Origin of the sequence: Mycobacterium asiaticum (assembly GCF_001673365.1) — a bacterium.
Taxonomy (GTDB): domain Bacteria; phylum Actinomycetota; class Actinomycetes; order Mycobacteriales; family Mycobacteriaceae; genus Mycobacterium; species Mycobacterium asiaticum_A.
Genome location: NZ_LZLS01000064.1, coordinates 52,662 through 76,794 on the forward strand (window position 1 = coordinate 52,662; position 24,133 = coordinate 76,794).

19 protein-coding genes and 1 pseudogene are annotated in these 24,133 nt (G+C 65.5%); 15 read left to right on the plus strand and 5 right to left on the minus strand.

Going from position 1 to position 24,133, the window contains the following annotated elements; genetic code table 11:
* Positions 1-34: 34 nt before the first annotated feature.
* From A5634_RS06855 to A5634_RS06870, 4 genes are read left to right on the plus strand one after another with little or no spacing between them, the layout of a single operon-like run.
* Positions 35-1,012, plus strand: coding sequence for an ABC transporter permease (locus tag A5634_RS06855; protein ID WP_065143302.1), 978 nt, complete (start codon positions 35-37; stop codon positions 1,010-1,012).
* Positions 1,009-1,908, plus strand: coding sequence for an ABC transporter permease (locus A5634_RS06860; protein ID WP_065143303.1), 900 nt, complete (start codon positions 1,009-1,011; stop codon positions 1,906-1,908). The genes A5634_RS06855 and A5634_RS06860 overlap by 4 nt, the downstream gene beginning before the upstream one ends.
* Positions 1,905-3,740, plus strand: a complete 1,836-nt coding sequence (locus tag A5634_RS06865) for a dipeptide ABC transporter ATP-binding protein (RefSeq protein WP_065143304.1) — start codon at positions 1,905-1,907, stop codon at positions 3,738-3,740. Before A5634_RS06860 ends, A5634_RS06865 begins: the two co-directional genes overlap by 4 nt.
* Positions 3,733-5,403: an ABC transporter family substrate-binding protein gene (locus A5634_RS06870; protein ID WP_065143305.1), complete on the plus strand. Its 1,671-nt coding sequence runs from the start codon at positions 3,733-3,735 to the stop codon at positions 5,401-5,403. Before A5634_RS06865 ends, A5634_RS06870 begins: the two co-directional genes overlap by 8 nt.
* Positions 5,404-5,426: 23 nt before the next feature.
* On the opposite strand, the gene A5634_RS06875 is transcribed toward A5634_RS06870, so the two are convergent.
* Genes A5634_RS06875 through A5634_RS06885 form a run of 3 tightly spaced genes read right to left on the minus strand, consistent with a single transcriptional unit; the run spans position 5,427 to position 10,834 of the window.
* On the minus strand, positions 5,427-7,013 hold the full coding sequence (locus A5634_RS06875) for a GMC family oxidoreductase (protein WP_065143306.1): 1,587 nt from the start codon (positions 7,011-7,013) through the stop codon (positions 5,427-5,429).
* A gap of 51 nt (positions 7,014-7,064) precedes the next feature.
* Positions 7,065-9,686, minus strand: coding sequence for an AAA family ATPase (locus A5634_RS06880; RefSeq protein ID WP_065143307.1), 2,622 nt, complete (start codon positions 9,684-9,686; stop codon positions 7,065-7,067).
* A complete protein-coding gene (locus A5634_RS06885; protein WP_065143308.1) occupies positions 9,683-10,834 on the minus strand; it encodes a metallophosphoesterase family protein in 1,152 nt (383 codons plus the stop codon). The genes A5634_RS06880 and A5634_RS06885 overlap by 4 nt, the downstream gene beginning before the upstream one ends.
* A 186-nt stretch (positions 10,835-11,020) precedes the next feature.
* Here A5634_RS06885 and A5634_RS06890 point away from each other — a divergent pair, with 186 nt between their 5' ends.
* Positions 11,021-11,524, plus strand: a complete 504-nt coding sequence (locus A5634_RS06890; protein ID WP_065143309.1) for a SixA phosphatase family protein — start codon at positions 11,021-11,023, stop codon at positions 11,522-11,524.
* Between the two features lie 21 nt (positions 11,525-11,545).
* Here the strand turns inward: A5634_RS06890 and A5634_RS06895 are convergent, their stop codons facing one another.
* Both A5634_RS06895 and A5634_RS06900 read right to left on the minus strand, forming a co-directional pair.
* On the minus strand, positions 11,546-12,088 hold the full coding sequence (locus tag A5634_RS06895) for a DUF3558 domain-containing protein (RefSeq protein ID WP_065143310.1): 543 nt from the start codon (positions 12,086-12,088) through the stop codon (positions 11,546-11,548).
* A gap of 8 nt (positions 12,089-12,096) precedes the next feature.
* The gene (locus tag A5634_RS06900; RefSeq protein WP_065143311.1) at positions 12,097-12,636 is read right to left on the minus strand and encodes a DUF3558 domain-containing protein; all 540 of its coding nucleotides are present in this window, start codon (positions 12,634-12,636) and stop codon (positions 12,097-12,099) included.
* Between the two features lie 161 nt (positions 12,637-12,797).
* Between A5634_RS06900 and A5634_RS06905 the strand changes: the two genes are divergently transcribed.
* From A5634_RS06905 to A5634_RS06945, 10 genes and pseudogenes are all read left to right on the plus strand, one after another.
* Positions 12,798-14,546, plus strand: coding sequence for an ABC transporter ATP-binding protein (locus A5634_RS06905; protein ID WP_065143312.1), 1,749 nt, complete (start codon positions 12,798-12,800; stop codon positions 14,544-14,546).
* On the plus strand, positions 14,543-16,450 hold the full coding sequence (locus A5634_RS06910; protein WP_155769392.1) for an ABC transporter ATP-binding protein: 1,908 nt from the start codon (positions 14,543-14,545) through the stop codon (positions 16,448-16,450). The genes A5634_RS06905 and A5634_RS06910 overlap by 4 nt, the downstream gene beginning before the upstream one ends.
* A gap of 140 nt (positions 16,451-16,590) precedes the next feature.
* Positions 16,591-17,319, plus strand: coding sequence for an LppX_LprAFG lipoprotein (locus A5634_RS06915; RefSeq protein WP_065143329.1), 729 nt, complete (start codon positions 16,591-16,593; stop codon positions 17,317-17,319).
* Positions 17,320-17,346: 27 nt separating this feature from the next.
* Positions 17,347-17,745, plus strand: a complete 399-nt coding sequence (locus A5634_RS06920; protein ID WP_065143313.1) for a DUF4189 domain-containing protein — start codon at positions 17,347-17,349, stop codon at positions 17,743-17,745.
* 163 nt (positions 17,746-17,908) lie between these two features.
* On the plus strand, positions 17,909-18,619 hold the full coding sequence (locus tag A5634_RS06925) for a C39 family peptidase (protein WP_065143314.1): 711 nt from the start codon (positions 17,909-17,911) through the stop codon (positions 18,617-18,619).
* Positions 18,620-18,805: 186 nt separating this feature from the next.
* A complete protein-coding gene (locus A5634_RS06930) occupies positions 18,806-19,528 on the plus strand; it encodes a hypothetical protein (protein WP_065143315.1) in 723 nt (240 codons plus the stop codon).
* A 268-nt stretch (positions 19,529-19,796) separates the two neighbouring features.
* Positions 19,797-20,957: an ATPase/transcriptional regulator EmbR gene (gene embR / locus A5634_RS06935; protein WP_065143316.1), complete on the plus strand. Its 1,161-nt coding sequence runs from the start codon at positions 19,797-19,799 to the stop codon at positions 20,955-20,957.
* A 265-nt stretch (positions 20,958-21,222) separates the two neighbouring features.
* A pseudogene (locus A5634_RS06940) lies at positions 21,223-22,561 on the plus strand (serine/threonine-protein kinase); the annotation flags it as partial.
* A gap of 191 nt (positions 22,562-22,752) precedes the next feature.
* Complete coding sequence (locus A5634_RS30295) at positions 22,753-23,079, plus strand: hypothetical protein (RefSeq protein ID WP_437339949.1); 327 nt, start codon at positions 22,753-22,755, stop codon at positions 23,077-23,079.
* Between the two features lie 115 nt (positions 23,080-23,194).
* A partial coding sequence (locus A5634_RS06945; RefSeq protein ID WP_155769394.1) for a serine/threonine-protein kinase occupies positions 23,195-24,133 on the plus strand: 939 nt, incomplete at its 3' end.

A 24,133-nucleotide genomic window follows, 5' to 3' on the forward strand; every position in this document is an offset into this window, starting at 1 on the left:
GCTACCCTGTCCAGATGCGGCAGGGTGGTAGGGCATGACGCGGTTTCTGCTGCGCCGATTGCTCAAGTACATCGTGCTGCTGGCGCTGGCGACGTTTCTGACCTACTGCGTCGCCTCGCTCTCGTTTTCGCCGTTAGACAGCCTGCTGCAGCGCAGCCCTCGCCCTCCGCAGGCGGTCATCGACGCCAAGGCTCACGATCTGGGCTTGGACCAGCCCATTCCGATCCGTTACGCGAACTGGGTGTCGCACGCCATCCACGGCGATTTCGGAAAGACCGTCACCGGCCAGCCGGTGGGCACCGAACTGTGGCGTCGCGTCGGAGTCACCTTGCGCCTGGTGGTCATCGGATCGGTGATCGGCACGGTGCTGGGCGTGGCGCTGGGGGCCTGGGGCGCCATTCGCCAGTACCGACTCAGCGACCGCGTCGTCACAATGTGGGCGTTCATCACGCTCAGCACGCCGTCGTTCGTCCTTGCCACGCTGTTGATCATCGGCGCACTGCGAATCAACTGGGCGCTGGGCATCCAGCTATTCGACTACACCGGAGAGACGTCGCCGGGCGTGGACGACGGAACCTGGGCGGCCGTGGCCGACAGGTTGAAGCATTTGGTGCTGCCCACGCTGACGCTGGCGCTGGGCGCCGCCGCCGGCTATAGCCGCTACCAGCGCAACGCCATGCTCGACGTGCTGGGGCAGGATTTCATCCGGACCGCACGCGCCAAAGGTTTGACTCGTCGGCGCGCATTGGTCAAGCACGGCCTGCGCACCGCGTTGATTCCGTTGGCCACCCTGTTCGCCTACGGCGTGGCCGGCCTCGTCACCGGAGCCGTCTTCGTCGAGAAGATCTTCGGCTGGCACGGCATGGGCGAATGGTTGCTCCGCGCGGTGGCCACCCAGGACACCAACATCGCGGTCACGATCTCGCTGTTCACGGGTTCCGCAGTGCTGCTGGCTGGATTGCTGTCCGACATCTTCTATGCCGCACTCGATCCGAGGGTGCGAGTCTCATGACCGTTGTGAAGCAGACGACCCCGACGGAGTTCACCTCGCGTCGCACATTGGTACTGCGCCGATTCCTGCGGAACCGGTCGGGCGTGATCGCGCTGATAGTGCTGGTGCTGTTATTCGTGGGCTGTTATGCGTTGCCGCCGTTGCTGCCCTACTCCTACCAGGATCTCGATTTCAACGCCTTGCTGCAGCCGCCGGACGCGCGACACTGGTTGGGCACCAACACGATTGGTCAGGATCTGCTTGCCCAGACCCTGCGCGGTATGCAGAAGTCGATGCTGATCGGTGTCTTCGTCGCGGTGATCTCCACCGGAATCGCCGCCACGGTCGGGGCGATCGCGGGATACTTCGGAGGATGGCGTGACGCGTCGCTGATGTTCGTGGTCGACCTGATGCTGGTGGTGCCTTCCTTCTATCTGATCGCCATCATCTCCCCGCGCACCAGGAACTCGGCCAACATCATCTCGCTGGTCGTGTTGCTGGCCGGGTTCGGCTGGATGGTCAGCTCCCGCATGGTGCGGGGGATGACCATGAGCCTGCGGGAACGCGAATTCATCCGCGCGGCAAGGTACATGGGGGTGTCCAGTCGCCGGATCATCGTCGGCCATGTGCTGCCCAACGTGGCGTCGATTCTGATCATCGACGCCACCCTCAACGTCGGAATCGCCATCCTGTCCGAAACCGGGTTGAGCTTCCTCGGCTTCGGCGTCCAGCCGCCGGACGTGTCACTGGGCACCCTGATCGCCGACAGCAGCCAGTCCGCGACCACCTTCCCCTGGGTATTCCTATTCCCTGCCGGGGTGCTGGTGCTGATTGTGTTGTGCACCAACCTCACCGGCGACGCATTGCGGGACGCGTTCGATCCGGGCGCCAGAACCTTGCGGCGTGGTGGCGCGTGACTCCGCTGCTCGAGGTGACTGACCTGGCCGTCACATTCCCCACCGACGGTGCGCGAATAGCTGCGGTACGCGGCATCAGTTATCACGTCAACTCCGGCGAAGTGGTCGCCATGGTCGGCGAATCCGGTTCGGGTAAGTCGGCTGCGGCGATGGCAGTGGCGGGCCTGCTGCCGGAGTACGCCGAGGTAGGCGGTTCTGTGCGGTTGCACGGCAACGAACTGTTGGACCTTGGCGACGACGCGATGTCGCGGTTCCGCGGCAAATCCATCGGCACGGTGTTTCAGGACCCGATGTCGGCGCTGACCCCGGTCTACACCGTCGGTGATCAGATCGCGGAGGCGATCCGAGTGCACCAGCGCGGTGTGAGCAAGAAGGCCGCCGCGCAGCGCGCGGTGGAACTGCTTGAGCTGGTTGGTCTCTCACAGCCGCAGCAGCGGGCCCGCGCCTTTCCGCACGAGCTGTCCGGCGGTGAGCGACAACGCGTGGTGATCGCGATCGCGATCGCCAACGACCCGGACCTGTTGATCTGTGACGAGCCCACCACCGCCCTGGACGTGACTGTGCAGGCGCAGATACTGGAAGTGCTGAAGAAAGCTCGCGACGTCACCGGCGCCGGGGTGCTGATCATCACCCACGACCTCGGCGTGGTGGCCGAGTTCGCCGATCGGGCGTTGGTGATGTACGCCGGGCGGGTCGTCGAGTCCGCTTCGGTGGGCGATCTCTACCATGATCGTCAGATGCCTTACACCATAGGGTTATTGGGGTCGGTTCCGCGATTGTCCGCCGCCCAGGGCACCCGACTGGTGCCCATACCGGGCGCTCCCCCGTCGGCGGCCGGCCTGGAGCCGGGTTGCCCGTTCGCGCCGCGCTGCCCGCTGGCTATCGACGAATGCCGAACCGCCGAACCGGCTTTGATCGAAGTCGCCCCCGGCCACCGGGCGGCGTGCATTCGCACCGAAAAAGTCGTCGGGCGCACTGCCGCCGACATCTACGGAGTTGACATCGGCCGTGGCAGTACGGCATTTGACGACTCTGCCGTCGTCGTGCGGGTCCGCGATCTGGTCAAGACCTATCCGCTGACCAAGGGTGTGGTGTTGCGCCGCAAGGTCGGCGAGGTTCGGGCGGTCGACGGCGTGAGCTTCGAACTGCCGCAAGGCCGCACGTTGGGCATCGTCGGCGAATCCGGCTCGGGCAAGTCGACCACTTTGTACCAGATCATGGAACTTGCAGCGCCGCAATCAGGTTCGATCGAGGTGCTCGGCTGCGACCTCGCTACCCTGACCAAGGTGAGTCGACGATCGTTGCGGCGCGACATCCAGTTGGTGTTCCAGGATCCGGCCGCGTCGCTGGATCCGCGACTTCCGGTCTTCGATCTAATCGCAGAACCGTTGCTGGCCGACGGGTACAGCAAGGGCGACACCAACGCGCGAGTCGCCGAACTACTCGACATCGTCGGACTGCGCCGCGCCGACGCCGACCGTTACCCGGCCGAGTTCTCCGGCGGCCAACGGCAACGCATCGGCGTCGCACGTGCGCTGGCCCTACGGCCCAAGATTCTCGCCCTGGACGAACCGGTGTCCGCGCTCGACGTCTCCATCCAAGCCGGCATCATCAACCTGCTGCTCGACCTGCAAGATGAGTTCAGCTTGTCGTATCTGTTTGTGTCCCATGATCTTTCGGTGGTCAAACACCTGGCCCACCAGGTGGTGGTGATGTTTCGCGGCGAGGTGGTCGAGCAGGGTGACAGTCAAGAGGTGTTCAGCAATCCACGACACGAGTACACCCGACGGTTGCTGAGCGCAGTGCCTCAACCGGAGCCTGGTAATGCGTAGCCGCGCGGTGCGGGCGCTGGGCCATGCGCTGCTCATTGGCGCGCTGGTGTTGTCCGGATGTTCCGCGCAGACCCAAACCACCCCGCCGATTTCCGGAAACACCATGGTGGGCACCAGTAGCGACATCAACCCGCAGGATCCCGCAACGCTGCGCGACGGGGGCAATCTGCGACTCTCGCTGAGCGACCTACCGCCGAACTTCAACATCCTGCACATCGACGGCAACAGCGCCGAGACCGCGAACATGCTCAAGGCCACCCTGCCGAGCGCGTTCATTATCGGGCCGGACGGTTCCACCAGGGTCAACACCGATTACTTCACCAGCGTCGAACTCACCGGGACCAATCCGCAGGTGGCTACCTACACCATCAATCCCAAAGCGGTGTGGTCCGACGGTACGCCAATTACCTGGCGAGACATCGCCAGTCAGATCCATGCCATGAGCGGCACCGACAAAGCGTTCGAAATCGCATCGACCGGCGGTGCCGAGCGGGTCGAGTCGGTGACCCGTGGTGTCGACGACCGGCAAGCCATCATGACCTTCGCCAAGCCCTATGCCGAATGGCAGGGCATGTTCGCCGGCAACGGCATGCTGTTGCCGGCCAGCGTGACCGGCACCCCCGAAGCGTTCAACACCGGCTGGCTGAACGCGCCGGGTTTGTCCGCGGGCCCGTTCATACTGACCAAGATCGACCGGGCCAAGCAGCGAATCACGTTGAGCCGCAACCCCAGCTGGTGGGGCCGAAAGCCGCGCCTGGAATCGATCACCTACCTGGTACTCGATGACATGGCCCGGTTGCCCGCGCTACAGAACAACACCATCGACGCCGCCGGAACGGGCTCGCTGGATCAGCTGGTCATCGCCGAGCACACCAAGGGCATAGCGATCCGGCGGGCGCCCGCGCCGAGCTGGACGCACTTCACGATGAACGGCGCAAACGGGTCGATTCTCGCCGATCCGGCGCTGCGCCTGGCCATCTGTAAAGGGATTGATCGCAAGACGATCGCCAAGGTCGCCTTGAACGGCTTGACCGCCGACCCGGTACCGCTGAACAACCACATCTTCGTGGCCGGGCAGGAAGGCTATCAAGACAACAGCCTGCCTTATGACCCCGAACAGGCACGGCGAGAGCTCGACTCGCTGGGCTGGAAACTGAACGGCCAGTTCCGCGAGAAGGACGGCCGACAACTCGCGGTCCGGCTGCTGTTCTACGAATCGCCGAACGCCAAGGTATTCACCCAAACCGCACAGCACAGTCTGGCCGAGATCGGCGTCAAGCTCGAACTCCAATCACGCTCGGGGAGCGGATTTTTCAGCAACTACGTCAATGTCGGCGCGTTCGATATCGCGCTGTTCGGTTGGCAGGGTGACGCATTCCCGCTGTCTGGACTCACCCAGATCTATGCGTCGTACGGAGACAGCAACTTCGGCAAGATTGGTAGCCCGCAGATCGACGAGGCCATCGAGCGGACGCTGGGAGAACTCGACCCCGGCAAGGCGCGTGACTTCGCCAACGAAGTGGATCGGCTGGTCTGGGCGGAGGGTTTCAGCCTGCCGCTCATTCAGTCCTCGGGCACCGTCGCGGTCCGCAGCGACCTGGCCAACTTCGGGGCGCGCGGGTTGGCGGACCTGGACTACACCGCGATCGGGTTCATGCACTGACCCGGTATTGAAGGGGTGAGGTGTCAGTCCCGGATCAGGTCGGCGGCCTTCTCCCCGATCATCACCGACGGAGCGTGGGTGTGGCCGCGAATCGTGCTCGGCATTATCGAGGCGTCCGCGACGCGAAGCCCCTCGACTCCGCGTACCCGTAGCTGCGGATCGACCACGCTGGCGTCGTCGCTGCCCATCCGGCACGTGCCCATCGGGTGATACAGGGTGTGCGAGCACTGGTTGAGCGCTAATGCGAACGTCGCTTCGTCCAGTCCGCTGCAACTGCGCGGTCGCACCACCGCGCCGAGCACGTCCCGCATCGAGGGAGCCTCGGCGATCTCGGCGCATATCCTCAGCCCGGCCATCATGGCTTCACGGTCCACACCACCGGGGTCGGACAGGTACCGCGGGTCGATGATTGGTTTGTCGGCGGGGTCGGCGGAGCGCAGCGTGATCTGGCCACGGCTTTCCGGGGCGACCAGAATCGGCCCGAAGACCACGCCGTGTCCCGCCGCGGGTTGCAGCGCCTCGTCGTAGAACGGTGCCGGTGCGAAAATCAACTCCAGGTCGGGCAACTCGAGATCGGCTCGGCTGCGGAGGAATCCGTAGGCTTCACCGACATTTGAGGTGAGCATTCCGCGCCGCCGCAGCAGATAGTTGAGCAACTGCTTGGGCTTTTCGGCGGCGAACAGGCTGTCCTGGTCGACATCGAAGCCGAGCGGCGTCACTAGATGGTCGAGCAGGTTCTGCCCGACTTCTGGTGCGTGATAGACGGTTTCGATGCCGTGCTCGGCGAGATGATCACGGTCGCCGACGCCGGAAAGCATCAGCAGTTGCGGGCTGTTGACGGCACCGCCGCACAGCACGACCTCGCGGCGGGCATGCACGACGGAGGTGTGACCGCCCCGCTGGTATTCCACGCCGACCGCTCGCGTGCCCTCGAAGATGATCTTGGTGGCGGTGGCTTCGGTGAGCAGGGTGAGGTTTTTGCGGCTCATCGCCGGTTTGAGGTAGGCATCGGCGGTGCTGTACCGCGCGCCGCGGCGTTGCGTGACGACCGTCTCACAAAATCCTTCTGGCGCAGCCGAATTCGGCTGCACCGGCGGATAGCCGCATTCACGTGTCGCTGCCAGCCACGCCGCGGTCAAGGCACGCGGGCTGCGCTGCCGTGAAATGTGTAGCGGCCCGGTGACGCCGCTGTCGTCGCCGCTGACGAAGTGCCATGCCGCGGTCACGTCCTCGATGCGGCGGTAATACTCGAGCGCTGCCGCGGCCGACCACTGCGGGTCGGAGCGCTTGGCCCACTCGTCGTAGTCGGCGCCGAATCCGCGGACCCACATCATGGCGTTCATCGACGAGCAACCACCGAGCACCTTGCCTCGGGGCCAATAGATCTCGCGCCCGTCGAGCTCGGGTTGGGGTTCGGTCAGGTAATCCCAGTCGACGTCGGTGCGGAACAGCTTGGAGAACGCGGCGGGAATCCCGATGAATCTGTTGGTATCGCCGGGGCCCGCCTCCAGTGCGACCACCTCGGTGGCCGGATCGGCGGTGAGCCGGTTGATTACGACAGCACCGGCAGAGCCGGTGCCGATCACTACGTAGTCACGCTGAATGTCCACCGAGCATCCTCGCCACCATCCCGCGAGTCTATGCCTGCCGACCTAGAAGCACTACGCGCTGAGATCGATGCGATGCGCGCCCGTGACTCCGTCGTACCGGGTGGGACTGCACGTCAGCACGATCACCTGCCCGTGTTCGCCCACGGTGTCGAAGACTTCGCCCATCTTGGCCAACCGGTCCGGGTCGGTGAACCCCAGCGCGTCGTCGACGACAACGGGAACGGTGTCCTCCTTGGCGACCAGTGCCGCGCCGGCTAACCGCGCCAGGATGCCGAGTTGTTCTTTGGCACCACCGGACAACGACTCATAGGGCACGGTGGTGCCGTCCAGTGTGCGGCTGAGTATGCACAGGTTGCTGTCGACCTCCACTTCGAAGCTAGGACCGAACACGGGTCGACCTAGCCTCTGCAGTTCGGCACGGTAGGGCTCGACGTAGCGCTGGCGGGTAGCGTCGCGGTGCCGCCCCATTACCGACCGCAGCAGCTGCGCGGCCCTGGCCCGTCCGCCGACCCGGGCGTGCTGGCTGGTTGCGTGCTCGAGTTCGGTCTCGGCCGCATCGAGCTTGCCTTGGCGCCCCTCGCCGCGCAGCACGGCAAGTTCGACGGTGACCTCACGCAATGCGGTGACGGTGGTGTCGTGACGTTCCCGCAGCGACTCTGCCGCCGTGGTGGCTTCGGCGAGCTCGGCGGCAATGGCGTCGGGCGCTGCGGCGGCCAGCGTCTCATCGAGTTCGGCCACGCGGAGTTCGGCGGCTTGCGCCATCTGGCGCTCCGTTTCGGCCTTGGCCGCCAGAGCCTCATCACCAACCGATGTCCGCTCCGCGGCCAACCGGGCGACCGCCGCATCGAGTGCGACGCGTTGCGTAGTGGTGTCATTCTGCAAAACCGTTGCCCGAGTGGTCGTCTCGGCGAGTACTCGACCCGCCGTGGCGGCGAGCCGACGCCGTGTCTCGCACTCTGTCTGCGCGGCCGCGTATGCCTCGTCGGCCGCATCACGTTCGGCGCGGGCGGTGGCGATATCGGTGGTGAACAGGTCGGGCTCGGCCGGCTGTGCGGCATGCAACTGCTCCAGCCGGACGCGGAGTTGGTCGGCTGGTCCGTCGCCGCACAGACCCGTCAGGGTCGCCAGCAGCTGGTCGCGACGACGCTGCAATTCGCACCGCCGTTGGTGGACCGATCGCGCCGTGGGCAGGTCGGTGACGCCGCCTGCCTCCAACGCACTGGCGAAATGCTGCTGTGCGGCAGTGTATTTCGCCTGAACATCCTGGGCGGTGGCGCCGGGGATGACGCGCGTGGTCAGCACCCCGGTGACCGCTACGTCGGTGGGACCGGTGGCGGTGATCGACCAGGTTTGGCCGGCTCGCAACGACACTCGTCGATCACCCACGGCAAGCTCGATGTCGGCTGCGGCGGTGAACTCCACGACGGCGGAGATCATCTGCAACTGGGCGTCGATGCGCTCAAGAGCCGCGGCTGCGAGTTCGATTGCGCGCAGCGACTCCTCGGTCAGCACGATCTTCGATAACTCCCCGTCGATTTGCCCGAGGTCGCCTTCGATGGCGTCGATCCGGGCCAGCCGGGCACTCAGCCGCTCGGCCTCCTCGCGCTCGGCGATCCGGTCGAGCGTGCGACGCGCGATTTCGGCGCGCTCCTGGGCGGTCGCGAGGGCTGCGGCGGCCTCGGCCACGGCGGCATCGCAGGCTTCAGCCGCTTGGGCCGCCGTCACCTGCTCACCGGCGGCCTCTTGCGCCTGCGCGATTAGCGTCGCGATAGCCAAAGTGCGCGTGTCGATTTCGGTAGTCAACTCAAGCCGCGCCCGGTGCGCTGCAGCGGAGCCGGCGCTTGTCGCGACCGCCGCGGCCGCGATCAACCTGGCTTCGCGGACCTCGTCGACGAACGCATTGACGCGGTCGGCGGCGGCCTGCGCCGCGAGTAGCCGCGGCCCTACAGCAATGAGTTGCTGCGCCAATTCGGCCACCTGCTGCGTCAACTCGGCGTGACGCCGGACCCGGTCGTCGACCTCGGCCATAGCTGTCACGCACGCCGCCACGCCGGCCGTGGCGTCTTCCAACCGCTTGATCGCGGCGCTCCACTCTCCGGTCGGGCGCCCGGTCGGGGTGAAATAGCGGGCGAATTCGGCATCGATGCGCTCGATGAGCAGCGGCTCGGTACCGCACGCGGCCGCTGCGTCACCGGCGGCCACATCCAGCGCACGTGACAGCGCGTCGCAACCGGACAAATCCACCGGTGCGGTCGACGATGCCTGCAGGACCCGCTGGGCACGCCACAGCCCGGTATCGACCGTCTCGGCCAGCATCGACAGCACCCGCTCGTGCGCTTCGTCACCGGTCAGCTGTTCGCGGTGAGGTGCCAGCACCGTCAGTTCCGTCTCGTGCTTTTTGTGGAAGCGTTTGCGATAGACGAAACGGTAAGGACCAGTGCTGATCTCGGCGATGACCTCAGAGCCGACGTCGGCATTGGTCGGCTTGACCTGCTTGACGTCCTTTTTCGTCGAGCGGTCTTTGGATTCCAGCAGCAGATCCAGCGCCTCGATCATCGATGACTTGCCGATCTCGTTGGCGCCGTAGACCACAACGACGCCGTGGTCGGGAAATTCGATCTCCCGGTAGGCGATGCCGCGGTAGTTGGCGAGGACCAACCGGTGCAGTTTCATGCCACTCCCCGATCGCTGAGGCGCAGCAGCAGCGCCAGTGCCGCTTGCGCATCGACGGCGGCCGACGTGTCATCCGCTCGCGCGGTGGCCACCAGTTCGTCGACGGCAGCGGCCGCGAATCCACCGATGCCGAGGTCGTCGAACTCGCCGTCGGCGGGCACCACCGCCAACTCGGAGTGGCTCTCCCACAACCGAAGCGAGGCGAACAACCGCGAATATCTATCCAGGCAGGCATCCAGTGCGGCACGGTCGGTGACGGTCAGTGCACCCGTCAGGGCCAGGCGCACCACGGTTCGATCCTTATCCGTCATCAGGTCCAGGTTCAGATCCAGATCGGCGATGCACCGGCTGCTGTCGACCTGGCTGCGCAATGTGACGAACCGCCACCGGCCGACACGGCGGGGCTCGACGGAGACCGGGCGGCTCGGATCGGTTTCGTCGATGTCGACCACCAGGACATGACCTGGGTCGGCCTCGACGTCGTCGTAATTCGTGACTTCGGGCGACCCCGAGTACCAGACCCGGCCGCTGTCGCCGACTTCGGTGAGCGAATGCTTGTCGCCCAGCGCGACGTAGTGAATTACGTTGTCAGACAACGATTTCTCCATGCCGGCCAGGCGAATCAGCGACGGCTTGTCACGGTCGGGGTCGAGAACGTCCACGCCGCCGTGCGCCACCAGCAGCCGGGTGACACCGTCATCGCACAGGCCGTCGAGCACCTCGGCTACCAGGTCGGTGGTCGGCGCCTTGGACCGCCACGGGGCCGCGACGATCTGCACGCCGGGACGGACTTCATGGATGCCGGCCCGGTCGAGTACGACGACGTTCTCGGGACATTCCGAGGTGAACAACCCGCCGGTGTAGACCGACGATGCGTCCAGCGGATCGTGATTCCCCGGCAGTAGATACACCGGAATACCGATGGCGCGCATAGCTTCCAGGGACTGCCCGATCACCTGTGGGGCGAGCTGATTGTGTTCGAAGACGTCGCCGGAGACGACGATGAACTCCGCACCCACTTCGGCGGCCAGCGCGCCCAGACCGGCCACCGCGTCGCGGCGAGCCGCTGAATAACGCGGCTGTGCATCGCCGGCGAGGAAGTGCCGGGTCATGCCCAATTGCCAGTCGGCGGTGTGCAGGAATCGCATGGTTCGGGAGTGTAGGACCGGCTACCGACAAGTCCGGGGACCTCAACCGGAGGGTCCGGCCGCTAGGCAAGTCGGGACCCGCCCGCAGACCACGACAGTCCCAACCGTCACTTTGGTCGCAGCGATTCCGGTGCCGCACGGCAGGGTGGCGTCGCGGGCCGCCCGCGCGGTGACTACCGTGGGCCGATGGATGAACGACGCCGGTTGGTCCTGATGCGGCATGCGAAATCCGCCTACCCCGCCGGGGTGGCCGATCATGATCGCCCGCTGGCCCCCCGCGGACGCCGCGAAGCCGGTCTGGGCGGCGAGTGGCTGCGCGCCAACCTGCCGTCCATCGACGCGGTGCTGTGCTCGACGGCAACGCGGGCCCGGGAAACGTTGGCGTGCACCGGGATCGACTCGTCGGTCCGGTACATCGCGCGCCTCTATGGCGCCACGCCCGGAGCGGTGATCGAGGAGATCAACGACGTCGACGAACAGGTCCGCACCCTGTTAGTCGTCGGGCACGAGCCGACCACCTCATCGGTGGCGCTGATCCTGGCCGATGCCGACACCGCCAATGGCAATGTGGCGCAGCGCATCTCAGAGAAGTACCCGACGTCAGGGATTGCCGTGCTGCGGGTCAGTGGACGCTGGGCCGAACTCGAACCCGGCGGTGCGGAATTGGTCGACTTCCACGTGCCCCGGTGAGGGGGCTCGCGCTACCCAACGCTAGGCGTTGGTGGCCAGCGTCAACTCCATCAGCTTGATCGCTTGACCGCACGCGTCGATACCCGGCGCCTGCGGATTGACCCACCAGCCGACCACCCCGGCGGCGTCGCTGGCAACGCCGCACGCACCGTTGGGGTCGTTGGGCCGCATCACGATCGAGTCGATGCCCTGAATCGAGCGGGTCTCGACCTGATACTTCAGCCCCTCCGCGACCTTGCGCTCGTTGCTCAGACTGCCCTGCTCGAACCAGAACCGGGTGATGTCGATCAAACCGGCCGGGTTGGCCGCCTGCCAGCGGCAGATCGCACCGACGAACGTGCTCTGAATGTCGAGCGGATCGGCGCCCACGGTCTTGGCCAAAATGTCGGTGGTCAACACCTCGCACTCCTTGAGCAGGTTCGGGTACTGCCGCTCGGAGTTGTCGTTGCGCGGCACACCACCGCCGCCGGCCTTAATGGCCTTGCCGTCAACCGATTTCGAACACCCGGTCAGCACCATCAGCACGGCGATCAACACCGTGGTGACCTTTAACAGAGCACGCATCCGCCCGCTCATTTCGAGTTCGCAATCGATTGCCGGGTCAGTTCCTTGGCGATGTCGCACGCGGGCGGGAACGGCTTCTGGCTGAAGCTCACCGACCATTCGATGAAGTCGTCGGAAAACTGGATCCCGACCTCACACAGCGAGTCGCCCAGGCTGGGCTCGTTGCCGACGGCGATGAAGCCGCTGTGACCGTTGATGTTGATGTCCTCGACACTCGCACGCGACAGTTCCTCGGTCTTGCGTTCCCGCCCGATCGGGCTGCCGCGGTACCAGGAGAAGGAAAAGTGCGGACCCGAGATGCCGCCGCCGGCCAACCACTGGCAGCCGACCGAGTTTTTCGCGGTGTTGACCAGCCCCGAGATCCTGGTCAGCTGCGTGACCGTCTCGTCGCTGACGCCGCCGCACTGCGGGAAGAACGGGCCGTGCTTACCATCGGCGCTCCCCGACGACGACGGAACCGGCCCACCGGGCTTGTTGTCGTCGGAACCCCCGCACCCGGCCAGCCCGAGAACCAGGGTCAACACCGCGACCAGGATCAGGACCCGCATCTTCCAATTACGCCGCACCACTACCTGCCCACTTCTGAGGCTGCTGCCGCTCCACACGATGCACTGTAGCCGCAGCCTCGCGGGTCAACCACCGACACGCCACCTGAGCAGGCATTTCGCCGCGCGGGACGCACAACCATTTGGTGTGACACAGTAGCCCCATGCTCCTGGCCCTGTTGCGCCAGTACATCCGGCCATACCGTCGGCTGGCCGCGGCGCTGATGGTGCTGCAGTCGATCAGCACCCTGGCTTCGCTGTACCTCCCCACCGTCAACGCCGCGATCATCGACGACGGTGTCTCTACCGGCGACACGGCCGTCATCGTCAGGCTGGGGATGGTGATGCTGGTAGTCACCGGCCTGCAGGCGTTGTGCGCGGTCGCCGCCTCCTACCTCGGCGCACGGATCGGCACCGGCTTCGGCCGCGACCTGCGCGCGGCGATGTTCGAACACGTCATCGGCTTCTCCGAGCACGAGACGGCCCGGTTCGGTGCGGCGACGTTGCTGACGCGCAGCACCAACGACGTCCGGCAGATCGTCTTTCTGGTCCAGACCACGGCAACGGTGCTGGTCACCGCACCCATCATGTGCGTCGGCGGCGTCCTGATGGCGATTCACCAGGAAGCCGCGCTGACCTGGCTGCTGCTGGTCAGCGTTCCGGTCATGAGCCTGGCCAACTACTGGATCATCTCGCATATGCTGCCGCTGTTTCGCAGCATGCAGCGGCTGATCGACGGCATCAACCGGGTGCTGCGCGACCAATTGTCGGGCGTGCGGGTGGTGCGGGCGTTCACCCGGGAACAGTTCGAGCGTGACCGGTTCGGCCGCGCCAACGTGGCCCTGTCGAACGCCGCCCTGGGTGCGGGCAACTGGCAAGCGCTGATGCTGCCGGTGACCACTTTGACCATCAACCTGTCCAGTGTCGCGCTGATCTGGTTCGGCGGCCTGCGCATCGACGCGGGCCAGATGCAGGTCGGGTCACTGATCGCGTTCTTGTCGTATTTCGCACAGATCCTGATGGCGGTACTGATGGCGACGATGACGTTGGTCGTGTTGCCGCGAGCGTCAGTCTGCGCCGAACGCATCACCGAGGTGCTGTCCACCTCGCCGGCTGTGGCCAATCCGCAGCATCCCCTGTTCCCACCGCAGGGAATCACCGGCGTGGTGCAACTCGATAGCGTCACTTTCACCTATTCCGGCGCGGATTGCCCAGTCCTGCAGGACATCTCATTTACCGCGCGGCCAGGCACCAGCACCGCGATCGTCGGCAGCACCGGGTCGGGCAAGTCGACGCTGGTTTCGTTGATCTGCCGGCTTTATGACGCCACCGACGGCGCGGTCCTGATCGACGGCATCAACGTCCGCGACTACCAGACTGAGCGACTCTGGTCGGCGATCGGGTTGGTGCCCCAGCGCGGCTATCTGTTCACCGGCACCGTCGCGGATAACTTGCGCTATGGCGCAACCCCGGGGCAGGTGGTCACCGACGAACAGATGTGGCACGCGTTACGCATTGCTGCGGCAGAGGATTTCGTGCGGCCGCACGGGTTGGGTATGCGCGTCGCACAGGGTGGCATCAATTTCTCCGGCGGTCAGCGCCAGCGACTGGCCATCGCGCGGGCGGTAATTCGTCGCCCCGCCATCTACCTGTTCGACGACGCATTCTCCGCACTGGACGTGCACACCGACGCGCGAGTACGCAGCGCGTTGCGCGAAGCTGCCGAGGAAGCAACAATCGTCGTTGTCACACAACGTATTTCGACATCCTCCCAGGCAGACCGAGTTATCGTCGTCGACGGTGGAAAGATTGTCGGCGACGGAACCCACGACTCGCTGCTGGACGATTGCCCCACCTACGCCGAGTTCGCCGCCTCCCAGGCGATGAACGCAGGAGTGGGGGGTGCGCAGTGACGCCGCCGATGCCCGCCCGTCCGCGCGGCGCTGCCCCGGCTCCGCCCAACATGCGTTCGCGAGACTTCTGGGGATCGGCCCGTCGGCTCGTCCGACGACTGGCCCCCCATCGCCGATTGAGCCTTGCCGTCATCACGCTCGGCATCCTCGGTACCGCCATCGGGGTGGTCGTTCCCCGGATCCTCGGCCACGCAACCGATCTGTTGTTCAACGGCATCATCGGACGGCAACTCCCGGCGGGCCTGACCAAAGACCAGGCTATTGCCCTGGTCCGCGCCCGCGGTGACCACGCGTATGCCGATCTGTTGTCAGGTATGAACGTAATACCGGGCCACGGGGTGGACTTCGGTGCGGTGGCACGCACATTGGCTCTTGCCATGACGCTGTATCTGATTGCGGCCCTGCTGCTTTGGAGTCAAGCGCGGCTGCTCAACAGCACCGTGCAGAAGACCATCACCAGGCTGCGAGCCGACGTCGAGGACAAACTGCACCGCCTGCCCCTGTCCTACTTCGACCGACAGCAGCGCGGTGAACTGCTCAGCCGGGTTACCAACGACATCGACAACATGCAGACGTCGCTGTCGATGACGATCAGCCAGCTGGTCACGGCGGTGCTGACCGTGGTTGCCGTGCTTTTCATGATGGTGTGGATATCGCCTCTGCTGGCATTGATTACGGTGTTCACCGTTCCGCTTTCGCTGTTGGTGACGCGCGCGATCACCCGCCGTTCGCAGCGCCTGTTCATGGCGCACTGGACCAGCACCGGACGTCTCAACGCCCACATCGAGGAAACCTACAGCGGCTTCACCGTGGTCAAGACCTTCGGCCACCAGGCCGCCGCCCGCGCGCAGTTCAACCAGTTCAACGACGACGTCTACCAAGCGAGTTTCGGGGCGCAGTTCTTCTCCGGTCTGGTCGCTCCTGCAACCGGTTTCATCGGCAACCTCGGCTACGTCGCAGTCGCCGTGGTGGGCGGGCTGCAGATCGCGGCGGGCCAGATCACCCTCGGCAGCATCCAGGCATTCATCCAATACGTGCGCCAGTTCAACACCCCGGTGGGCCAAGTCGCCGGGATGTACAACACCCTGCAGTCCGGGGTCGCCAGCGCTGAGCGGGTCTTCGACCTGCTCGACGAACCCGAGGAACCCGCCGAGCCGCAAGCCTTGTCCCCACCGGTCGCGCTGGGACCCGGCCAGGTCGAATTCGAAAACGTCACATTCGCCTACCAACCGGGCCACCCGGTGATCCATGACCTGTCGCTGGTGGCCGAGCCAGGTAGCACGGTGGCGATCGTCGGACCGACCGGCGCCGGCAAAACCACCCTGGTCAACCTGCTGATGCGGTTCTACGACGTCGGCTTCGGCCGGATCCTGATCGACGGCGTCGACATCGCGGCACTGGACCGGCATGTGCTGCGTTCACGCATCGGCATGGTCCTGCAGGACACCTGGCTGTTCGACGGCACAATCGAGGAGAACATCGCCTACGGGCGGCCCGACGCAACCCCGGACGAGATCGTGGCGGCCGCGAGGGCGGCCTACGTCGACCGGTTCGTGCACACCCTGCCCGCCGGATACCAAACTCGAATCAGCGGCGACGGCGCCAACATCAGCGTCGGCGAGAAACAACTCATCACGATCGCCCGGGCGTTCCTGGCCCGCCCGCAGCTGCTGATTCTGGACGAAGCGACCAGCTCGGTCGACACCCGCACCGAGCTGCTGATCGCGCGGGCGACCCGAGAACTGCGTCGTGACCGCACGAGTTTCATTATTGCCCACCGCCTTTCGACGATCCGGGACGCCGACAGCATCGTCGTCATCGACGCGGGCCGGATTGTCGAGCAGGGCAGCCATCACCAACTGTTGGATCGCCGCGGCGCCTACTACCAGATGACCCGAGTCTGAATTCGGCGGCTGGGCAGCACATATCGACTTTTCGGCTCGCCACCACCAGCGGCTCATTAGGCTCGGGGGTCGGCTGTTGACTGTGTGGTGCGGGGATGGCTATGCAGGAAACAGCCGTGGGCCACCATTAGGAGATGTCGATGAAGCTTTCGTCTCGTGTCGTTGCCGCGGTTGCCCTGACCTTCGGCCTGCTGTTAACCGCGGGTTGCAGCAAGGCTTCCGACGGCGCGAAGCCACCGGGCAGCACCGCGACGGCTACCAACGGCGAGGCCGCAACGCTGCTCAAGCAGGCGGCCGACGTGATGCGCAAGGTCACCGGCATGCACGTGAATGTCGCGGTGCAGGGCGAAGTGCCAAACATGCGGGTTACCAAGCTCGAAGGGGACGTCTCCAACACCCCGCAAACCGTGGCGACAGGCGTGGCGACCGTACTGGTGGGCACCAAAAGCGAGGAGGCGCAGTTCGTCTACGTCGACGGACACCTCTACTCCGATTTAGGACAACCCGGTTCCTACACCGATTTCGGCAACGGCGCCTCGATCTACAACGTCTCGGTATTACTGGATCCCGACAAGGGCCTGGCCAATCTGTTGACCAATCTGCAGAACGGATCGGTCGCCGGCAGCCAACAGGTCAACGGCGTCGCCACCACGAAGATCACCGGCAATTCCTCAGCGCGTGATGTCGCAACATTGGCCGGTACCCGGCTGACCGACGACAACGCCTCGACGGTGCCGACGACCGTCTGGACCGCCTCGGACGGGTCCTCGCATCTCGTCCAGATCCAGATCTCCCCCACGTCGAACACTTCGGTGACGCTGACCATGTCCGATTGGGGCAAACAGGTCACCGCGACCAAGCCCGTCTAGCGTCGGCCACTGGCGAAAGGACTCTTCATGACGACTTGGCGACTGACGACTCGGGGACCAAAGGCGACCAGCCGTCGCCCGCGGCTGAACACCGCTGTCGCCCGGGTGGCTGCCGCCGCCGCAATGACGGTCGCGCTGGCGCCCACCGCCGCGGCCGCCGATTCCTATGGCGCCATTGCCTATTCGTCCGACGGCACGTGGGGCCGCTCGCACGCGTACCCGACAAAAGCGGCCGCCGAAGCCACCGCGATGAAGTCCTGCGGCGCCTCGGACTGCAAAGTGCTGACCACCTTTACCGCCTGCGGTGCCGTCGCAGCCAAAGATCACCAGTACCAGGGCGGTACCGGACCCGACTTGAGCGCGGCGATGAAGGACGCCTTGGGCAAACTCAGCGGCGGTTACATCGACACCTGGTCGTGCAACTAGGCACACCTCCTCGATCCGCAATTCACTCTGATCAGGGCATTTGGCCCGGAGTAGATCACTCCAAGGATTCGTACAGATAACAAATAGGCCAACGCCTGAACCTTTTCTCAACACGCCATCCGCACCAGCGGAGCGAGAACTTTCAACGAGAAAAGGACCACCCATGAAGAGCTTCAAGATCGCCTCCATCGCGAAGACCGCCCTGCTCGCCACCGTTGCGGCCGCCGCCGCTCTCGGGCTGGCCGGCCCGGCCACGGCCTCCTCGGGGACCATGTACGGCGACCCGACCGCCGTCGCCAAGTACTGGCGCCACCAGAACTACGACGACTGCGCGATCATGTCCAGCGCCGACGTGGTCGGCCAGATCACCGGCAAGCTGCCGTCGGAGCGGTCCATCATCAAGGTCGCCCAATCGACCCCCAGCGCCAGCCACCCAGGCTCGATCTACGTAAAGCCGGCCGACAAGAACGACCCGAACTCGGGCATGGGCACCGACCCCGACGACCTGCCGACCCTGTTGGCGCACTACGGCATTCACGCCACCAACACCGACGCGGACACCGCCGGCAAGACGGGTGTCGCCACCGGCATAGAGGCCCTCGAGCGGTACCTCGGTGGCGGCCACGCCGTCATCATCGCCCTCAACGCGGAAATGATCTGGAACCAGCCGATCGAGAACACGGGCCGCGACGGCCAGCCCCGCGCCGACCACGCCGTCGTGGTGACCGGTGTCGACACCGCCAACGGCGTTGTGCACCTCAACGACAGCGGCAACACCAAGGGCAAGGACGAGCAGATCCCGATGGAACTCTTCCTTCGGGCGTGGGCAACCAGCCACAACTTCATGTCCGTCACCCAAGAAACCCGCAAGTGACCGATCGCTCCGCAAGACGGGCAGCCACCCAGCCGGGTTTGGCTGCCCGTCTCTCTTTTTGCCATGCACGCCAGCACAATTCAGCGGGTCGCTCACTCCAAGAATTCATCCAGAGAACACAGAGGACGACCCGCGAACCTGTTCTCCGAACGCACCGCATATCGCGGCACGAGAGAAGGAACGACCATGGGTTTCAAGATCGCCACGGCCGCCCGGCGGGTCCTGCTGACGCTGGTGACCAGCGCTGCCGCGGGATCGCTCGCTCTTGGCTTGGCGGCCCCGGCCGAAGCCGCCGCGGGTGGCATCCTGTACGGCGACCCCGCGGCCGCCGCGAAGTGGTGGCGACTGCAGAAGTACGACGACTGCGCGATCATGGCCACCGCCGACGTGGTGGGCCAGATGACCGGCAGCGAGCCATCCGAACAAGCCATCATCAACGTCGCGCAGTCCACGCCCAGCACCACCCACCCCGGCTCGATCTATATCCCCCCAGCCGATTCGCAAAATCCGAATTCGGGCAACGGCACCAACCGACTGGACCTGCCGACGCTGCTGAGGCACTACGACATCGGCGCCCAGATCACCGACGCCGAGGCGGCCGCGAAGAACGGTCCCGCAACGGGCATGGATGCCCTCAAGCACTACCTGGCGACCCGCCATGCCGTGATCGTCAGCCTGAATGCCGAAATGATTTGGGGCGAGCCCGTTGAGAGCAAGGACGACGAGGGCAACCCGGTGTCTGATCACTCGGTCGTGGTGACCGGCGTGGACACCCGCAGCGGCGTCGTGCACCTCAACGACAGCGGCAACAAGAACGGCCGCGACGAACAGATTCCGCTGGACCTGTTCGTCAAGGCATGGGCCACCAGCCACTATTTCCTGCTCGTCACGGTGGCAACCATCAAGTGAGCTCTTCGAACCCGTTGTCCCACAGAATAATTCGCAGGACGGAAAGATGATCGCCTTGACGGGCGCGGCATTTCGGCCGTTCGGCCGAAGACGTCTTGGCCTCAATCCACCAACTTCGCAAATCCACCAACTTCGCACCACAATGCCGCAGAATGACAAGACGCCCCGGTAGACACAACCCACAGGGACCAGGAAACAATGACGAAGAAAGGCGCCGTACTGGCACCTAGCTACTCGGATGGCATCGGAAGGTCGCGGAGGACCCGAAATGGCTGGTAGCGCGATGACGGATACACCTCTTGAGTTCGGTGTGCTCGGCCCGCTGGAGATGAACATCGACGGCACCCTGGTGCCGTTGGGCACCCCCAAACAACGGGCGGTGTTGGCCATGCTGGTCATCAACCGCAACAGGCCGGTCGGGGTGGACACATTGATCACCGCTCTGTGGGAGGAATGGCCCCCGTCCGGGGCACGCGCCAGCATCCACTCCTATGTGTCGAACCTGCGCAAGCTCGTCGGCGGCGCCGGCGTCGATTCCCGCGTTGTGCTGGCCGCGGCGCCGCCCGGTTACCGGCTCACCATCCCCGAAAACACCTGCGACCTCGGTCGGTTCATCGCCGAAAAGACGGCCGGCGTGCACGCCGCCGCCGCGGGTCGCTTCGAGCAAGCCAGCCGGCATCTCTCGACAGCGCTGAAAGAGTGGCGTGGACCCGTGCTCGACGACCTGCGGGACTTTCAGTTCGTCGACGCCTTTGCTACCGCCCTCACCGAGGACAAAATCATCGCGCACACCGCCAAGGCAGAGGCCGAGATCGCGTGCGGACGGGCATCGGCGGTGATCAGCGAACTCGAGTCGCTGACCGTGGAGCATCCCTACCGCGAACCGCTGTGGACGCAGTTGATCACCGCCTACTACCTCACCGACCGCCAGTCCGATGCGCTCAACGCCTATCGCCGGGTGAAGACGACACTGGCCGACGACCTCGGCATCGACCCCGGCCCGACGCTGCGCGCGCTCAACGAGCGCATCCTGCGCCAAGAGCCGCTGGATGCGGCCCAGAACGCGAAAGTCACTGCCACCGGTACGGTCACCGCGCTCAATCAACGCACCATGGCCGCGAGCCAGAAAGTCACCGCCTACCTGCATGACGTCTCGTCGGGTCAGGACTACCCGCTGCGCTCGGCGGCGACCCGGATCGGCCGGCTCAGCGACAACGACATCGTGCTGGACAGCGCCAACGTCAGCCGCCATCACGCCGTGATCGTCGATACCGGCACCAACTACATCATCAACGACCTGAGGTCCTCCAACGGCGTGCATGTGCGACACCAACGAATTCGCGCGGCGGCCACCATCAGCGACGGCGACCACATCCGTATCTGCGACCACGAATTCACCTTCCGGGTCGCAGCGCATACGCAAGCCTGACGATCCGTGCAGCAGCGGCGACTTCGCCTGTCGCGCAATATGTTTCGCGCAGCCGTCCGCATGACCGTCCCGCCGCCGGGACTTTCGGGCGCAGCTCTCGAAAGGTCACGGACGGTCTTGTAAGCGATCTTGTTGGCAAGACCCACCGTCGCGATTACCGTCATGGTTGCTGGGGCCGGTGGTTGTGCCGGGGCGATGGATGGCCAGGGGCCTTCGAGCGGTTGGTAGTGTCGGCGGGATTCGGGTTGGTTGAGGAGGATCAGCGATGAGCGAGCCAGACTCGCGGGTGGGCTCGATGTTCGGTCCCTACCACCTCAAGCGGTTGCTGGGGCGCGGCGGGATGGGCGAGGTCTACGAGGCCGAGCACACCGTCAAGGAATGGACAGTCGCGGTCAAATTGATGACCGCCGAGTTCAGCAAGGACCCGGTGTTTCGCGAGCGGATGAAGCGCGAGGCCCGCATCGCCGGACGCCTGCAGGAACCGCACGTGGTGCCCATCCACGACTACGGCGAAATCGACGGCCAGATGTACCTCGAGATGCGCATGATCGAGGGCACCGACCTCGACAGCGTCCTCAAGCGTTTCGGGCCGCTGACTCCGCCGCGCGCGGTGGCGATCATCACCCAAATCGCCTCGGCGCTCGACGCCGCGCATGCCGCCGGCGTCATGCACCGCGACGTCAAGCCCCCCAACGTCCTGGTCACCCGCGAGGATTTCGCCTACCTGGTGGACTTCGGTATCGCCAGCGCCACCACCGATGAAAAACTCACCCAGCTGGGCACGGCGGTCGGAACCTGGAAATACATGGCGCCGGAACGGTTTTCCAACGACGAGGTCACCTACCGGGCCGACATCTACGCCCTGGCCTGCGTGCTGTTCGAATGCCTGACCGGCAGCCCGCCGTACCGGGCGGACAGCGCCACAACATTGGTGACGGCGCACTTGATGGACCCCGTTCCACAGGTCAGCACCGCGCGCGCGGGCATCCCCAGAGGCTTCGACGCGGTGATCGCGCGCGGCATGGCCAAAAAGCCCGAGGACCGTTACGCCAGCGCTGGGGACTTCGCGCGCGCCGCGCACGATGCCCTCAGCGACCCCGACCAGGACCACGCCGAGAACATTTTGCGGCGCAGCCGGGAATCGACGCTGCCCGGCACCGCGGTGACCGCACAGCCGGCGTCCACCGGCACGCCGTCGCCGACCGGCCCGCCGCCGCAGTATTCGCCACCGCCCGGGTATGACCCGGTGGGCTCGGGTCCGCTGCAGCAGCAGTCGCCGACGAGTGCGCCCTCCTGGGGACCGGCCAGCGGCCCCATTGCGGCCAGCGGACCGAATCCGGGCAGCGGCCCGATTCCGTCGCAAGGCCCGCCGACCCAAGCGCCGCAGTACTTCCAGGGCGGCGGCTGGGGCGGTACTCCGCCGGGCGCCACGCCACCCAACCAACCTGGTGGCCCGACGCCCTGGAACCAGGGCAACCAGCCGCCGGGAAACAAGCGCAGTCCGTGGCCCATCGTGGCGGGCGCTGCCGCCCTGGTGGTCGTCCTCATCGTCGCCGCTGTCGGCATCTGGCTAGTGACCAAGTCCGACGACACCCCCAAGGCCGACGACACCACCACCACGTCGGTCACCACCAGCTCCGGGCGGCCGACCACCACCACAAGAGGTGCGCCGACGACAACCGCGGGCGGCACCCCGCAAAGCCAGCTGCTTTCGATGTTGCCCTCCGGGTACCCCTCGGGCACCTGCACCGCCACCACGCCGAAGGCGAATAGCGTCTGGACCGGCACGACCGCGATGGTCGACTGCGGACAGAACACCAACCAGGGCGGCCCGAGTCGGGCGATCTACGGCCTGTTCCCGAACCTGTCGGCGCTGAAGCAGGCCTTCAACGACGACATCGCCGCGGTGCAACTGGCCAATTGCCCCGGGGAGGGGCCGTCCCCGGACGGCTGGCACTACGACCGGGACCCGACCGTCACCGCCGGCATGATCGCGTGCGGGACCTACAAGAACCACCCGAACGTGATCTGGAGCAACGAGGGCAAACTCATGCTCAGTGACGTGTTCGGCGACCCCGCCACCCTCGAGGATCTGCACAACTGGTGGGCCAAGTACGGCTGATCGCCGCACGCGCTGAGCAGACCCAGGTTTGCCAGCACTGGCCATTGCAGGCACCGGATCGGACCGCCATTTATTGATAATGTCGGCGCAATTGCGGTTGTTTGGAGGGTCAGCGATGGGCGAGACGCCACGCTCGCGCGCGGGGTCGATGTTTGGTCCCTATCACCTCAAAAGATTGCTGGGCCAGGGCGGCATGGGCGAGGTCTACGAGGCTGAGCACTCGGTCAAGGGGTGGACCGTCGCGGTCAAGCTGATGTCGGAAACCGTGAGCAGCGACCCGGTGTTTCGGGAGCGGATGAAGCGTGAGGCGCGCATCGCCGGACGGTTGCAGGAACCCCACGTCGTACCCATCCACGACTACGGCGAGATCGACGGCCAGATGTACCTGGAGATGCGCCTGATCGAAGGCACCGATCTGGACAGCCTGCTCACCCGCTACGGCCCGCTGCCGGCACCGCGCGCCGTCGCCATCATCGCCCAGATCGCTTCCGCGCTGGACGCAGCGCACGCCGCCGGCGTGATGCACCGCGACGTCAAACCGCCCAACATCCTGGTGACCCGCGACGACTTCGCATACTTGGTCGACTTCGGCATAGCCAGCGCCAACACCGACGAGAAAATCACCCAGATGGGAACCGCGGTCGGCACCTGGAAATACATGGCGCCCGAACGGTTTACCAACGATGAGATCACCCATCAGGCCGACACCTACGCACTGGCGTGCGTGCTTTATGAGTGCTTGACCGGCAGCGCTCCGTTCCCTTCCGACAATGCCGCGGTGTTGGTCAGTGCCCACATGATCAACGCGATCCCGCGACCAAGCGCGGCCGCCCAGAACGTGCCGAGATCGCTGGACGCGGTGATCGCCTGCGGCATGGCCAAGAAACCGGCCGACCGCTACGGCCACGCCGGCGATTTGGCGCGGGCCGCACTGGAAGCGCTCAGCGTCCCCGACCAGGACCACGCCACCGACATCGTGCGCCGCAGCCAGGAATCCCCCCTGCCCGCCGAATTCGTCGACATCGTCAAACCGCCGCCGGTCCCGGTCGTGGGG